This is a genomic window from Bartonella chomelii (assembly GCF_014138465.1).
Classification (GTDB): Bacteria; Pseudomonadota; Alphaproteobacteria; order Rhizobiales; family Rhizobiaceae; genus Bartonella; species Bartonella schoenbuchensis.
In genome coordinates this window covers 100529-115225 of record NZ_JACJIR010000002.1, presented here as the reverse complement: position 1 = coordinate 115225, position 14697 = coordinate 100529, and the positions used below count along the sequence as shown (strand labels likewise).

Here is a 14697-nt window from a genome sequence, read left to right as displayed (position 1 = left end):
AGTCTTTTAAGGATTAATTATGGTTGGTCTATCTTGCTTGAAGGGAAGTTACAATTCTTGCCGATCAGTTTAAGAGACCTTTATGGGGGCTATTTGCCATCAGTTTACAGATTGTTTTTTGGTTTTAACCTGGCTTGTTAAAAAATGAATTTCTCTTTTTGATGCTTTACCGATGTTATTTTCATTAAAAATGTTTAAATAGGCTCGTAAAATCGGATAAAAAATTAAACGAAAGTCTGGTCAAAAGATTTTAATCAGTGTATAGGAAGCTATAACATTGTTGTCAAAAGTGACATTACTGTTGTCAAAAATGACATAAAAGTGACAACAAATGTTATTGTTTAAGTGTTATTTGTTCTTTTTCGAGTCTATTTGGAGTATCTCTTTATGGCTGTACCTAAACGAAAAACTTCTCCATCGAAGCGGGGTATGCGCCGTTCGGCTGATGCCTTGAAAGCACCAACTTATATTGAAGATAAAAATTCTGGTGAATTGCGTCGCCCTCATCATATTGATTTAAAAACAGGCATGTATCGTGGGCGTTCAGTTTTACCTCCTAAAGATTGAGTGCTGAAATTCCACGCCCTTGTTATCTAATAGAGTGGATGAGTAAACAGGGAGCTTTTTAATGTTTCTTGTAAGCAAGCCTCATTGTTGAGGCGTAAGGCTTTTTAGGTGGGGTGTAAAATTACCGATAAATTAGATTATTATAAAGCAAAAGGCTTTTGCAGTAACGCCATGCGGTATGTATAGAGCTCTTCGTGTGTGTAAAGACGCTTGAAGAAAACTATTTGTGCTCTCTTATTTAGGAAGTACTTTTTTACAAGTGTTTTTATTTTCTAGCCGGCTTTAAGTTAAGCAAAAAAATAAACCCGTGCTCACATAAGTAGTGCACGGGTTTTAGTATACTTTTTTATATACATTTTATAGTTTATTATGCAGCATAGACAGCACTGCTGTTATCTTTTTCTTCATCCATTCCAGCTTTAAATTTGCGTTTGGATTCTTTGGTAAGGTGCGTTTCTATCAAATTGATAGCTTCTGTTTCAGAAAGATTATTAATGATAGCAATTTCACGCGCCATTCGATCAAGTGCAGCAGCATAGAGTTGGCGTTCGGAATAAGATTGCTCAGATTGCAATTCTGAACGAAAAAGATCGCGCACTACTTCAGCAATGAAAACGAGATTTCCCGAATTGATTTTCGTGTCATATTCTTGAGCACGGCGTGACCACATAGCTCGTTTAACACGTGCTTTTCCCTGTAGAGTTTTTAATGCACGCTCAACTAAATCAGACTCAGATAATTTACGCATTCCAATGGAAAGTGCTTTTGCAACTGGCACTTTTACATCCATTTTATCTTTAGCAAAGTGGATGACAAAAAGCTTTAATTTATGCCCTGCAACCTCCTGCTCTTCAATTGCTATAATTTGCCCCACTCCATGTGTGGGGTAGACGATATATTCAGAGGTTGAAAACCCTTTAACACTAGAGGTTTTCTTTTGCTGGGACGCCATATTAATTTACTCCCTTTGTAACCAACAATGATGTCGGAGAACAAGTTAAAACGCCTGAAAACTGAGTCTTCTGCAACTTATGCATATTATGCTGGTCGATATAGCATAGAAGTTGAGTGTTTCCAGTTACAAATAAAAAAACACTTCGCTTTATAAAAAAGCGAAACAAAATACTTAGCAAAATGGCTTTATTAGGACATTGTTAACATTTAAAATGAAAAAAATCAATCATTTCACATAAGATTTTTGTTATTACATGAAATAATCTAAGTTTTTTTCAAAAGAGAACAATACATTATGGAGTTATTATTCACCACTTCCTGGATTTTCTGAAAAATACTTTTCTAATTTATTGGGAACACCATCCATTTCTTTTGCTTGGGGAAGAGGACTTTTTTGGGTGGTTAAATTAGGCCATTTAGTTGCATATTCGCGATTGAGTTCTAACCATGTTTCTAGCCCTGGTTCTGTATCAGGCTTAATGGCTTCAGCAGGGCATTCTGGTTCGCATACACCACAGTCGATGCATTCATCAGGGTGAATGACAAGCATATTTTCACCTTCATAAAAACAATCAACAGGGCAAACTTCAACACAATCAGTGTACTTACACTGGATACAATTATCGGTTACAACGTAGGCCAAGATTAAACTCCATTTCCCATTTTAATGACCTTTAAAGGGAATGATATGTACATCCTTATCGCTTTGAAGTTGGTCACGAAGCGCTGCTAATTTTGCAAAAGGTGAATCAGGATCGGGGTGTTTTCGTGTTTGAGATGGTTTGTTCTTTGCGTATTGAGTGGATGTTTTAGTGTATTTATGAGTAGAGGTGGTTTGTGATGCTTCTTTTTTGAAGGGGGCTTTGTTTGGATTGGCTTCTTTTTTGAAAGTTTTTCTGTGTTTGTTTTGCCGTTTTTGCTCAGATTTAGCGCGATTGCTATAAAGGCGATTGTACTGATAATTATAACGCCATAATAAAACAATTTTATCTTCTGCTGCTAGGCAGTTTTTGTGTGCAAAAGCGCCAACGGGTTCAGCAGCTGGTAAATCAGGTTCAGCAGCTGGTAAATGATCTTTTGAACAAGATGGTTCTTCAATACAAGCAGATGAAGATAAAGCCTTTTTTTCTTCCTGTGTTGCTTCTGATGCTAGGATGTCTTGCCATTGATTGCCTACAAATTCTGCTAAAGGATAGTTTTCTTTTGTTATTACATCACTTGCAAAGGATTCTTTGTGTGTAAGCTCTTTTTGAAGTTCAGCGCTACTTTTGGGTTGTGATTGATAACCAAGACCTTTGAGAATTTCTTCCATGTCTGCACTATTGGCACCAAGAATGGACATCATCGTTGGTGTGACGAAAAAACTTTTGCCATCATAGGCACCTTCAGGTTTGGGTTCTATGCCTGGCTTCCAATGAAGTGCAGGGCGAATAAGGTTGGCAAGACGTTCTAAAATATCGATACGTACAGCACGCCGCCCTAAAATTTGATAACCAACAAGATGATAAATTTGAGGATTATATGTTGGATCAATAATCAGTGAAGTTCGCCCAGCAGTTAAAGCGGCTAAAATTTCACTTAAACCAATTTGGTCACGCTCTTCTTTATGAAGGCTCCAAAGAAGTGTAATGGCTTGGGCTGCAGTGGGCTTGAGCACTCCTGTGAGGTAGATATGAAAAGCGCCAAAACGAACCCCTAGTTGTCGTAATACTGCACGTGATTCTTGACCAAGATTTTTGACAGTTTCAGCCACTTTTCGACGCGGTAAAATGCCCAAATTGTCTACAAGTTGTAGAGCAAGAGTCTGCATTGGTCCACTCAAAGTATCAGCATTGCGTAAATCAAAAAGTGGTTTTAAGGCTGTTTCAAAATGAAAAGTTACAAAACGCTCCAATCGTGCGACCACTTTATCGCGGGCTTCACCAGTTAATTGTGCATCTGCTAAAAGAATGAGCTTGGGCTTTAAAATATTATCAGTTGAGGTTAGTTGTGCCACTGCTTGGCCAATCCAGCGTACAATTCCATCGCAGCTAAGGGTGAAATCTCCATTAGCTGAAGCACAAAAACGTGTAACACGTTGCGCAAAGGCGGTGGCTAAATCTTCATTATTTATTGTATTGTGTGTTTCAACTTCTGTATCTGTGCCACTTTTATGGGCATAAAAACGCAATCCCTCAAATCTGCCATTTTCAGGGTTTTCGACACGAAGATCATTCTTGTGAACAGTTTCGCTATCCATCGTTGTTTCTTTCTCGGCTTTTTATGGGCAAGAAGATGTGTTTTTGGCACTTTAGTATCTATGCCATTTCTCTAGCACATTTGTTGCGCTTTCTTCAATCATTCTTGTGGTTTTAATGTTTCTTTGCATCATTTTTGCTTGAAAATTTCTTTTTTGCTTTATTCAGTTGACCCTTTGCGCGTGTATATTCACAAGTATAGGTTGTGTTAAAAGAGTGCCAGCATAAAGATGGATCTTCCAACATAAAAAACAATTTATTGACCATTCAACAAAAAAATCTGTGTTTTTTTCATGCTTCATGGCCTTGTTTTTGTGGCGATAAAGATGTGAGGGGAGAGTGCTTTGCTTTACTGCTAAAGGTGAGGTTTTCTCTATTTTTTATTGCGCGTTACCTTTTAAATTTCCATCGCATAAATTGTTCCATTACAACAAAACAATTATAAGTTGCAAACTACACGTTAAAGTAGTATAGACGCAATAAACAATTTTTACGTTCTTTTATATGAGAGAGCAAGTGGGTCGTTATCAAAGCAAATTTGATAATTTTAATCGCAGGGGTTGTAATGCGTAATCTTTCAAATGCAGTTTACAAAAGTAGCAAAAATTATAGCGATGCTGACAAAAGTCTGGGACGCAATATGATGCGTTCTGCAATGCAGGCGCCTTATCTTGAGAAAAAGAAGGAGCATGATTTAGCTTTACGCTGGAAGGACAAGCGTGATGATAAAGCTATGCACCAAATTGCAGCAGCGCATATGCGTTTGGTTATTTCAATTGCTAGTCGTTTTAAGCGCTTTAAAATGCCATTAAGCGACTTGGTTCAAGAGGGATATGTGGGGCTTTTAGAGGCGGCTGCGCGTTTTGAACCGGACCGGGATGTGCGTTTTTCAACCTATGCAACATGGTGGATTCGTGCTTCTATTCAAGATTATATTTTGCGCAATTGGTCGATTGTTCGAGGGGGAACGAGTTCTTCCCAAAAAGCTCTTTTCTTTAATCTTCGTCGTTTGCGGGCTCAATTGGTGCAAGATGATAGCACCATGAGCAAACAAGATATTTTTCGCGTTATTTCTGAAAAGCTTGGTGTTTCAGTGAGCGATGTTGAAACGATGGACTTCCGCTTTTCTGGTACTGATAATTCATTGAGTATGTCTGTTTCTGAGAATGATGATAATTCAGTTACTAAACTTGATACTTTAGTGGATGAAAAGCCGCTTCCTGATTCTTTAATTGAAAAAGTGATTGATGGTCAAAGACGCACACAGTGGCTTTATGATGCTTTACAAATTTTAAATGAGCGAGAGCTTGAAATTATTCGTTTTCGCCGCTTAAATGAAGAAAGTGCTACTTTAGAATTTTTAGGTGAGAAATTAGGAATTTCAAAAGAGCGGGTGCGCCAAATTGAAGCGCGCGCTTTGCAAAAGCTGCGTTGTGCTTTGCTTAATGTTAACCCAGCTGATGCTTATGAAGTGTAAGTATTTAAAGTATAACTATAAGTATTTAAAGCATAAGCGTTTGAAGTGAAGGCATTAGGCGTAAAGTATAAGTCATTTGAAGTGCTCAAACCAGTAAAACGCTTAAATGAGCCTTAAAAGTTGCTTTAAAATTAAAAGTTTCTTGAAGAATTGAGCTGTTTACATCTTATTCAGCAATGATTTTGACGCGTTCTCCCTCATGTAAAATTTGGGTTGGAGAAAGTGCATTCATAATGCGAAACAGCTTTTCTTTATGGGCTGTATCTTGCATTTTTTCAGCAAGGTCTGCAACACTTTCTCCTTTTTTTACGCGTATAACGCGAAGCCTTAGAGGTTTGAGTTTATTTAACGCCCGCGGTGAAAGTAAATGAAAACTTTCGATGGTGCTTTTAGTAATATGGTTAAAGTTTTGAGGGTGATGAGGGGCGGCGGTGAGAAAACGCAAGACCTGATCTTTAATGGGAATGACAACAACATCAAATTGCCAATGTTCATTGGATGCATGGGCATAAGCTGCGGCTAAACCTTGGATGGTGGTGGACTTAACAGAGGTTTGATCAAGCCCTGCGACCCATCCACTTTTTAGATAATCACTAGCAGACATATTTTCAGGCAGGGGTACTGCATCAAAACGAATGGCGGTTTTGTTTGGGCCACTGGCAACAACAGCATATCCTGACGTGTTTATGGTAAAATTATTGGGGACAGAAAAAGCTATATGTAATTGTGGATGAATAAATTGGTTTCCTCGGATATATCCTTCGTGAAGGCTTCCACCAAAAATCATACCATCAATATATTTTAAAAAACTGTCACGATCGGTTTCTCCAATGTTAGGTGCACTGATTTCGTGAGCTTTTTTTATAGCAAGTTGGATTCTTTGCGGAGTGGTTGGATGGGTTGCCAAAAAATCAAGTGAAACATTTGTGGACGATGAGCTATTGCGAAAGGCACTATAAGCTTCCATTGATTTTAGAAAGCGTGGAAATGCAAATGGATTATAGCCAGCTTGGTTAAGCATTTCGATCCCTATTAAATCGGCTTGGAGTTCTTGACTACGCGTAAATTGCGCCAGTTGTTTTTTATCTTTCAAAATATTGTGCGATTTGGTGCTAGAATGCTCTAGTATGTTTGTAGCAGCATGATCTGCAAGTTTTAACTCAATTTCTTTTTGAAGACGCAAGATGCCATGATTGGCTGTAATGTGTGCTATTTCATGGGCTAAGATTGCTGCAACTTCTGAAGTATCATTGGCTAATGCCAACATGCCACGGGTGACATAAATATAGCTACCTGGAAGGGCAAATGCGTTGATATTTTCTGTGTCTAAAATAGTAACATGATAGGTTTGGTCAGGATTTTGTGAGGAAGCTGTTAGTCTGTTTACGATTTTTACTAACATGTGTTCAAGTTTTGGGTTGTAATATTGACCACCATATGTTTGCAAAATACGTGAATGGTATGTAGCGCCCAGTGTCGTGTAGAGATCATTTTTATTGTTGGTTTGGTCGACTATTTCACCAGTGTGCCCTTCTGTAACAGGAGAGTGGGAAGAATGAAGCTTATTGTTCACTTGGAAAGCAGTCTGACATGCAGACAATAAAAACAGGAAGCTTATGATCGCTATTGACCAGATTTTACTAAAAACGCCTATTTGCTGAAAAAATCTGATGCTTTGGATCAGAAATCTGATGCCTTGGATCATTGTGCACCTTGTTTGTTGAATATTTTTCTTTAAAAACTTCATGTGTATTTTGTTTGTTTTGTTACAATCGAGGGTCCTTTTGGCTTCTTTATGATGATAGCTTATAGAAATGATAATAAAAGAAGCTTCATGAAAGGCATAATATGTCATGACAACATTTACAATATTGTTAAATGGAGATATTTTTGTCACCGATCGTTTGCTCAACCAAATTCGCAAAAGCCGAGTCATTGCTGCTGATGGGGGGATGCGCCATGCTGCAGCATTAAATGTGATGCCTGAACTTTGGTTGGGGGATTTTGATTCTTGTGATCAAACTTTACTGCACACATATGGTGATGTTCCCCGCGAAGCTTTTCCTACTGATAAAGATGCAACAGATGGTGCATTAGCATGTCAGAGAGCTTTAAGAGAGGGAGCTCAACGGCTTATTTTATGCGGTGCTTTTGGAGGTGAGCGTAGTGATCATAGCCTTTCTCATATGACACAAGCAATAGCCCTAGAAGAGCAAGGTATTTCAGTTTTGTTGACGAGTGGTCGTGAAGAAGGGTGGCCGATTGTACCAAAGCCCTTTTCGTGTGATTTACCTGACGGTTGTCTGTTAAGTATTATCGGATTTTCTGATTTGCAAGGTTTAACGATGTCAGGTGTTCAATGGCCCATTTTGAACCAAAATGTGTCTTTTGGGTCTTCTTTAACACTTTCTAACCGTGTGTGTGGAACTTTTTATTGTCATTTATACTATGGCAAAGCTATAATATTAGCATCTATACCTGCTTATTCTTAATGTGTAAGAGTAAAGAAGCAAGAATACAAGAGGTATAAGAACTGATAAAACATATAAAGTCATTTTGTATTTAATAAAGAAAGGGTTTTGATATGTTAAAACCAATTTTAACAATGGTAATTGTTTTAGTTGTTGGTTTAAGTTCGATGGCTTGTAGGCACGTTGATCCAGAATTGTTAGATGCTCTTTTTAGTGATTTGCCAGTTGATTATGCACCAGGCATGTGTGACAGGAAAGATAATTCTTGGAGATAACTTAAGAAAATTTGCGATAACTGTGAGTGCAGCAGCGCAATTGCCGCTGAATGCTAAATATTTGTACAACTCTTTATTGTTATTTATAATGTGGAGACTATATTATTGAACGCTATAGTATATTACTTATATTATAAGCATCTATACTTAATTCCATAAAGCTCTTCTTAATGCATAAAATAAAATAGCGGGGGCAGAAAGATATGTGCTGATGGGGTGTAATTTTGTTTTATTTGTAACAAGAAGGGGTTTTAATATGTTAAAATCAATTTTTGCATTAACAGCTGTTTCAATCATTGGTTTGAGTGTAGTGGCTTGTACTCCTACTGACGAACAGATTGCAACATATGGTTCTATGTTTAAAAAATAGTTTGGCAGGGGTTACAGATTCCTGAAAAACTTCTCTTAGAGCGGTTTTGGTGCAGCAATTGGTGGCTGTTGCGGATTAACTGTATTTGTGAGCTTTTTGCCATGTTATAGTGTGGTAAAATTAATAGAGTGAGCATTTATATTTAGTTCCACCAAGCTTTCTCTTAATCTATAAATAAAATAGCGGGGGCCTTAAAGATAAGCGCTAATAAGGCGTATGGTTTTATTTTTACAAGGAGGGAATTTTGATATACTTAAGATCAGTTTTAACAAATGGTGGTTGTTTCAATCATTAAGTTAGATTTTGTAGTTTATACAACAACTAAGCAATAAACTGCAGATTATAATGTTCATGGTGCCCTGTTCATGTTTTGGTTGAGGGTGCTTTAAGCAAATACAGAAATTTCAGGAGTTTTTTTAAAGTGGCTTCTGGTACAATATTCATATTATTATGATTTATACCATTGTAAACTAATTGTATTTGTAGAACTTTTTATTGCCATTTATGGTATAGCAAAGTTATATTATAAATATCTATACTTATTCTACGAAGCTCTTTTCAATGTATAAGAATAAAATAGTGAGAGCAAAAAGGGTAAGAGTTGATAGATACATGTAACTTTATTTTGTTTTTAACAAAGAAAGGGTTTTGATATGTTAAAGTCAATTTTAACAATGACGGTTGTTGCAATTGTTGGGTTAAGCTCGGTAGCTTGCACAACAACTGAGCAAACAGTTGCAGGGTATGGTGTTGGTGGTGCTGCATTAGGTGCTTTAGCCGGAACAGCGATTAGTGGAAGCAGTTCTGGAGCGGTTCCAGGTGCAGCAATTGGTGCTATTGCAGGTACAGTAACAGGTGCTGCTGCTGCTCAGAAAAAACAGAAAATGCCTCAGCAAGTACCATTGTGCACCTATCGTGATGTGAGAGGTCAACTTTATCAAGCTCCTTGCCCACAACCTGTACCACAATTGTGCACTTATCGTGATGTGAGAGGTCAGCTTTATCAGGCTCCTTGCCCGCAACCCGTACAGCCTTATTAATGGGTGTACCGCTTTTACGACTTGATCGTATTGTTTTAACTTTTGGAACAACCCCCTTGCTCAATCAGGCTTGCTTATCGGTTGGGCAGGGGGAACGTATTGCTCTTGTTGGCCGCAATGGGTGTGGAAAGTCAACACTCTTAAAAATTGCAGCTGGTCTATTGGAACCCAGTGAAGGTGAAATTTTTCACCACCCTCGCGCGCATGTGCGTTATGTATCACAAAGCTCTGATTTTTCAGGGGGTGATGATGTTTATACTTGTGTAGAGGCTGGTTTAAACGATGGGTATGATGTTCAATGGGTGCAGACCCTTCTTAGAGATCTTGGTTTTGTAGGGACTGAGAAATTAGCAACGCTTTCTGGTGGAGAAAAGCGGCGCGTATCCTTACTGCAGGCGATTGCAGCAAAGCCAGATATTCTTTTATTAGATGAGCCGACCAACCATCTTGATGTATCAACCATTGAGTGGCTTGAAGGTGTTTTGTGTTCTTTACGTTCAGCTATTGTTGTTATTTCGCATGATCGGCGATTTTTAGAAACAGTGGCGCATTCAACAGTATGGCTTGATCGGGGTGTGACTAAAAGGGTTGAAAAGCGTTTTTCTGCATTTGAGAGTTGGCGTGATAAAGAGCTGGAAAAAGAGGCGCGTGATCATCATAAATTGGAGCGTCAGATTGTTCGTGAAGAGCAATGGGTGCGCTATGGAGTAAGCGCAAGGCGCAAGCGTAATGAACGGCGTTTGAGCGCATTAAAGGAGATGCGAAAACTTCATCGAACCTATAAAGGGCCTGCAGAACGCGCACTTTTTGCCGTGTCTGAGCGCCAAGATTGTGGTCAATTGGTGCTTGAAGCAAAAGGGATTTCTAAGTCTTATGGTGAGTGCGTTATTGTTAAAGATTTTTCATTGCGTTTGCAGCGTGGTGACAAGGTTGGCATTGTAGGTCCCAATGGTGTTGGAAAAACAACGCTTCTTTCTATTTTAATTGGCCGTGAGTTGGCAGACAGTGGGGTGATTAAGCATGGGGTTAATGTGACGATGGCTCTGCTTGATCAACAACGGATTTTAAATGGGGAAGAAACTTTAGCCCATTATTTAACAGGTGGCAGGGGTGATAGTGTGCTCATTAATGGGCAGCAGCGCCATGTTGTTTCTTATCTTAAAGATTGTTTGTTTTTGCCTGAACAAGCTTATACCCCTATTAAAGAATTATCAGGGGGGGAAAGAGCCCGTTTAATGTTAGCACGGCTTTTATTACAGCCTGCAAATTGTTTGATTTTAGATGAACCAACCAATGATCTTGATATGGAAACATTGGATTTGCTTCAAGAACTTATTTCTGATTTTGCAGGAACAGTGATAGTGGTTAGCCATGATAGGGATTTTTTAGATCGAACTGTGTCTCATGTTTTGGCACCTGAAGGTAATGGGCGCTGGACCCTTTATGCTGGTGGTTATAGTGATATGATGGCACAAAGAAAGCAGGCTGAGCTTTCGCAGTGTCAAGAATTGCAAAAGCCTGTTGCACGTGATCGGAAAAAACAAACAGCTTCTTCTTCAAAAATAACGCCGCGCAGATTGTCTTATAAGCAAGTTTATGCGCTAGAGCACTTGCCTGAACACATAACGCTTTTACAAAATGAGATCAGAAACCTTGAAAAAGAATTGTCTGATCCTGCACTTTATAGCTGTGATCAGGCTCGTTTTGAGCGTTTATCTGCAGCACTTGAAGAGAAAAAGAATTTGTGCACGCAAAAGGAAGAAGAATGGTTGGATCTTGAACTTTTGCGTGAAGCTATTGAAAAAGACAATTGCTTAAATTAATCCATTATTTAAATTAATCCATGCCGAGTGCATTTTTATAAAGTTGGATGATAGCTTCTTCTTCGCTACGTTCATGATCTTCTTTTTTGCGCAGTCGTATAATGTGGCGCACGGCTTTACTGTCAAAGCCAGATCCTTTAAGTTCTGTATAAACGTCTTTAATATCGTCGGAAATTGCTTTTTTTTCTTCTTCTAATCGTTCAATACGTTCAATAAAAGCGCGCAATTGATTGGCGGATACGGCTTGTGTTTCATCGGCTAGAGTGCTCATTATATTTTTCTCCAAGGTGTGTGTTATAAATTAACTCTTTGAATAATAAACTCTTACATTAAGGGTGCCTGATACATTAAGGGTGCCTGAAGAGTGGGAAAAAAGTCAATCGTTTCACTTTTTTACAAATTCGCTTTAAATAGTGTGAATGAAAAAATATATGCGTGAATAAAGAGAAGATAAGCTTATACATGGATAAAGAGAAGATAAAAAAGAAATAAAATAAAAATATGATAAATCACACTTTAAAGCTGCAGTATTTTGAAGAAAAAAGAAAAGAAGGGATGAATGTTTTATTGTAAGGACTGTTTTTGTAAAATTGGGCTTGAAAATGTCAAAAAGCACAAAAGTATGTTTGGACAGGGAAGGTATAAAAAGTTGAAGGTTTTTCTGTTAAACGTTCTTCTTTTGTTCTTATTTACCGGATATGTAAAAGCTGATTTTCGGGTTTGTAATATGACTCAAAAAACAGTGGGTATTGCCCTTGGCTATCGCACACTTTCAGATTGGGTGAGTGAAGGTTGGTGGGTTATTCCACCTACAGTGTGTAAATCCCTGATTGATGGGCCACTTTCATCACGGTTTTATTATTTATATGCAGAAGATGCACAAAAAAAGGGCAGTTGGGTTGGTTCTATCACAATGTGTGTAAAGGATAGCAAATTTGTTATTGAGGGCGTTCATGATTGTTTTGCTAGGGGGTTTCAAAAGGCTACATTTGAAGAAATTGATACAGGTAATCAAACCAGTTGGATGGTCCAGTTAACTGATAAGCCTTTTTTGAATAATTCAACTTCAAAGTCTCCTAATACTTTAGGGGAGGGTTCACCATGAAACGTGCACGTAACATTAAAATCATTGCCACACTTGGTCCCTCTTCTTTTTCAGTATCAATGATTGAAAAGCTTTTTAAAGCTGGAACGGATGTTTTTCGGATTAATATGAGCCACACAGATCATGCGACAATGCGTGATGTGGTTGAGCGTATACGGGCTGTTGAAAAGGCGGTTTGTCGGCCTATTGGCATTTTAGCAGATCTGCAAGGGCCAAAATTACGAATCGGGCGTTTTGAAAATGGCAAAGAGAATTTGGTTATTGGGCAGCGTTTTACGTTAGATAATAAAGATGTGCTTGGTGATGCACGGCGTGTTTTTTTACCCCATAGGGAAGTTTTAGCGGCTGTTAAACCCGGTGATCGTTTATTGCTGGATGATGGGAAGCTTGAACTTTTGGCTGAAGCTTGTGATGGTGCTTCTATTGAGTGCCGTGTGATTGCTGGAACACATATTTCTGATCGCAAGGGGATTAATCTTCCTGATACGGTTTTGCCTTGTGGGACGATGACATCAAAAGACCATGCTGATCTTATGGCTGTTTTAGAACAGTCCGTTGATTGGGTGGCGCTTTCTTTTATCCAACACCCGGAAGATATTTTATCGGTTCGCAAGCTAACGCAAGGCAAAGTATCCTTGATGGCTAAGATCGAAAAACCTCAGGCTTTAGAGCATATAGAAGACATTATTGATGTTTCTGATAGTCTTATGATTGCGCGGGGAGATCTTGGGGTGGAAGTGCCTTTAGAACAAGTGCCATCTCTTCAGATGAAGATTATCAAAGCGTGCCGTTTGGCAGGAAAGCCTGTGGTTGTTGCAACGCAGATGCTTGAATCAATGATTACGGCGCCTGTACCAACACGGGCAGAAGTTTCTGATGTGGCTACAGCTGTTTATGCTGGTGTTGATGCAGTGATGTTATCGGCAGAATCAGCTTCTGGTCTTTACCCTGAAGAGGCTGTGGGCATGATGGACCGTATTGCAAAGCAGGTTGAGTGTGATCACACCTATGCTACAATGGTTAATGCGCAGCGCCCCAAGCCAGAGGCAACAGGGCCAGATGCGATTTCTTTTGCAGCCCGTCAGATAGCTGAAACACTGCAGTTAGAAGCTATTGTTGCTTATACTGCTTCAGGCGCAACAGGTGTGCGTACATCACGTGAACGCCCAAACAGACCTATCATTGCTTTATCGCCGATTGTTAAAACAGCGCGGCGGTTGGCTTTGGTTTGGGGGCTTCATTGTGTGGTTAGTGAGGATGCGCATGATTTAGATGATATGGTTCATCGTGCAGCTGCAATTGCCTTTCAGGAAGGCTTTTGTCAGGCGGGTGATCGGTTTATTGTGATTGCTGGGGTTCCCTTTGGAACGCCTGGTGCAACAAATTTATTGCGTATTGCTTCTTGTTGTTTAAACAATACAAAAAGTGTTTGACCCTTAAAGGTGTTTTAAAAAAGGTGCTCAAAGAAACCTGTTGAACAGATGCGTACTCTTAACTTTTAGCAAAAAGCTTGAAAGCTGTAAGGCTTAGAAAATGTGTGGCTTGTGCTTTGAGTGTTTGCAAGCTTTGACATTTAAGTGATATTTAAATGATTATTTGACATTTGAATGATTTTTTGGACGCATGAAAACCTTATCTTTATGCTTTTTTCTGTTATTTTAAGAGGGTGTGAGATTAGCCTCATCGTCTTGCAGGAGTAATTGATTGGTCAGCTTTTCAATACGCTCAGTTGTTTCGTGCACAATTTTGCTTAAGGTTTGGTCTCGTTCAGAGTTTTGTTGTAAGAGAGTTGCATAGCTTTCTTGCAATTTTTTATTTTCTCGTTTTATTTCTTCCATTTCATCGATAATCATAATGCCGGCCATAACGGATAAGCGATGATCACCGATTTCCCCAAAATCATTTTTCAGGTGTGTGATATATTGATCTAATTGGGCAGCAAGCTGCTGAAGGTGGCTTTCTTGCCCTTTATCGCAAGCCATACGATAAATTTTGCCATCAATAGTGACAGAAACAGTTTCCATGGTTTAAACCTTTACCTGTCAAGTACAATACGAATTGTTTCCATAGCACGAATCAACCGTTTGGAAACCTCTTTATTGGTTATCTCTAGCCGCTCTGCATGGGCTTCTGATTTATCAAGTTCTTGAGCAAGGCGGCTACGATCAGCGTTCATTTGTTGAATTTCTGCTTCCCATTCATTGTGTTTGTCGATAATAGTATGCTGATTGGTAATGGCAGCTTCTAAGTTTCTGAGTGCTTTTTCTAGTTGCTTTAAAGCTTGTGGCAGAATATCAGTCTCTTGGTTCATAGTGATTATATCCTTTAACTTTAAGCCTTTTTATAAAGACGAATCACTCATTCTCTTTTGTTGCATG

Annotated in this window: 15 protein-coding genes; 8 read left to right on the top strand and 7 right to left on the bottom strand. The window is 38.8% G+C overall.

The window, feature by feature from the left end; translation table 11 throughout:
* Positions 1 to 387 precede the first annotated feature (387 nt).
* Positions 388 to 567: a 50S ribosomal protein L32 gene (gene rpmF, locus GGR10_RS02930; protein ID WP_004857790.1), complete on the top strand. Its 180-nt coding sequence runs from the start codon at positions 388 to 390 to the stop codon at positions 565 to 567.
* 367 nt (positions 568 to 934) lie between these two features.
* Here the strand turns inward: rpmF and GGR10_RS02925 are convergent, their stop codons facing one another.
* From GGR10_RS02925 to GGR10_RS02915, 3 genes are all read right to left on the bottom strand, one after another.
* Positions 935 to 1519: a CarD family transcriptional regulator gene (locus GGR10_RS02925; protein WP_182479828.1), complete on the bottom strand. Its 585-nt coding sequence runs from the start codon at positions 1517 to 1519 to the stop codon at positions 935 to 937.
* A 306-nt stretch (positions 1520 to 1825) separates the two neighbouring features.
* Complete coding sequence (gene fdxA / locus GGR10_RS02920; RefSeq protein ID WP_010704357.1) at positions 1826 to 2164, bottom strand: ferredoxin FdxA; 339 nt, start codon at positions 2162 to 2164, stop codon at positions 1826 to 1828.
* A gap of 21 nt (positions 2165 to 2185) precedes the next feature.
* The gene (locus GGR10_RS02915) at positions 2186 to 3760 is read right to left on the bottom strand and encodes a hypothetical protein (RefSeq protein ID WP_182479827.1); all 1575 of its coding nucleotides are present in this window, start codon (positions 3758 to 3760) and stop codon (positions 2186 to 2188) included.
* A 563-nt stretch (positions 3761 to 4323) separates the two neighbouring features.
* On the opposite strand from GGR10_RS02915, the gene GGR10_RS02910 reads away from it, so the two are divergent.
* The gene (locus GGR10_RS02910) at positions 4324 to 5235 is read left to right on the top strand and encodes an RNA polymerase factor sigma-32 (protein WP_010704355.1); all 912 of its coding nucleotides are present in this window, start codon (positions 4324 to 4326) and stop codon (positions 5233 to 5235) included.
* 166 nt (positions 5236 to 5401) lie between these two features.
* On the opposite strand, the gene GGR10_RS02905 is transcribed toward GGR10_RS02910, so the two are convergent.
* Positions 5402 to 6808, bottom strand: coding sequence for a M48 family metalloprotease (locus GGR10_RS02905; RefSeq protein ID WP_422614133.1), 1407 nt, complete (start codon positions 6806 to 6808; stop codon positions 5402 to 5404).
* A gap of 280 nt (positions 6809 to 7088) precedes the next feature.
* Here GGR10_RS02905 and GGR10_RS02900 point away from each other — a divergent pair, with 280 nt between their 5' ends.
* From GGR10_RS02900 to GGR10_RS02885, 4 genes are all read left to right on the top strand, one after another.
* On the top strand, positions 7089 to 7727 hold the full coding sequence (locus GGR10_RS02900) for a thiamine diphosphokinase (protein WP_182479826.1): 639 nt from the start codon (positions 7089 to 7091) through the stop codon (positions 7725 to 7727).
* A 92-nt stretch (positions 7728 to 7819) separates the two neighbouring features.
* A complete protein-coding gene (locus GGR10_RS02895; protein WP_182479824.1) occupies positions 7820 to 7981 on the top strand; it encodes a hypothetical protein in 162 nt (53 codons plus the stop codon).
* Positions 7982 to 9004: 1023 nt separating this feature from the next.
* Entirely contained in the window at positions 9005 to 9391 is a 387-nt protein-coding gene (locus GGR10_RS02890; protein WP_182479822.1) for a glycine zipper domain-containing protein, read from the top strand.
* Positions 9391 to 11214, top strand: coding sequence for an ABC-F family ATP-binding cassette domain-containing protein (locus tag GGR10_RS02885; RefSeq protein ID WP_182479821.1), 1824 nt, complete (start codon positions 9391 to 9393; stop codon positions 11212 to 11214). Before GGR10_RS02890 ends, GGR10_RS02885 begins: the two co-directional genes overlap by 1 nt.
* Before the next feature lie 13 nt (positions 11215 to 11227).
* Here GGR10_RS02885 and GGR10_RS02880 read toward each other — a convergent pair whose 3' ends face one another.
* Positions 11228 to 11485: a DUF2312 domain-containing protein gene (locus tag GGR10_RS02880; RefSeq protein WP_010704350.1), complete on the bottom strand. Its 258-nt coding sequence runs from the start codon at positions 11483 to 11485 to the stop codon at positions 11228 to 11230.
* Between the two features lie 288 nt (positions 11486 to 11773).
* Here GGR10_RS02880 and GGR10_RS02875 point away from each other — a divergent pair, with 288 nt between their 5' ends.
* Both GGR10_RS02875 and pyk read left to right on the top strand, forming a co-directional pair.
* The gene (locus GGR10_RS02875) at positions 11774 to 12319 is read left to right on the top strand and encodes a DUF1036 domain-containing protein (protein WP_182479820.1); all 546 of its coding nucleotides are present in this window, start codon (positions 11774 to 11776) and stop codon (positions 12317 to 12319) included.
* Complete coding sequence (gene pyk, locus GGR10_RS02870) at positions 12316 to 13752, top strand: pyruvate kinase (RefSeq protein WP_182479819.1); 1437 nt, start codon at positions 12316 to 12318, stop codon at positions 13750 to 13752. The genes GGR10_RS02875 and pyk overlap by 4 nt, the downstream gene beginning before the upstream one ends.
* A 225-nt stretch (positions 13753 to 13977) precedes the next feature.
* Here pyk and GGR10_RS02865 read toward each other — a convergent pair whose 3' ends face one another.
* Both GGR10_RS02865 and GGR10_RS02860 read right to left on the bottom strand, forming a co-directional pair.
* On the bottom strand, positions 13978 to 14343 hold the full coding sequence (locus GGR10_RS02865) for a cell division protein ZapA (protein WP_010704347.1): 366 nt from the start codon (positions 14341 to 14343) through the stop codon (positions 13978 to 13980).
* A gap of 11 nt (positions 14344 to 14354) precedes the next feature.
* Positions 14355 to 14630, bottom strand: a complete 276-nt coding sequence (locus GGR10_RS02860; RefSeq protein WP_007476510.1) for a DUF4164 domain-containing protein — start codon at positions 14628 to 14630, stop codon at positions 14355 to 14357.
* Positions 14631 to 14697 lie beyond the last annotated feature (67 nt).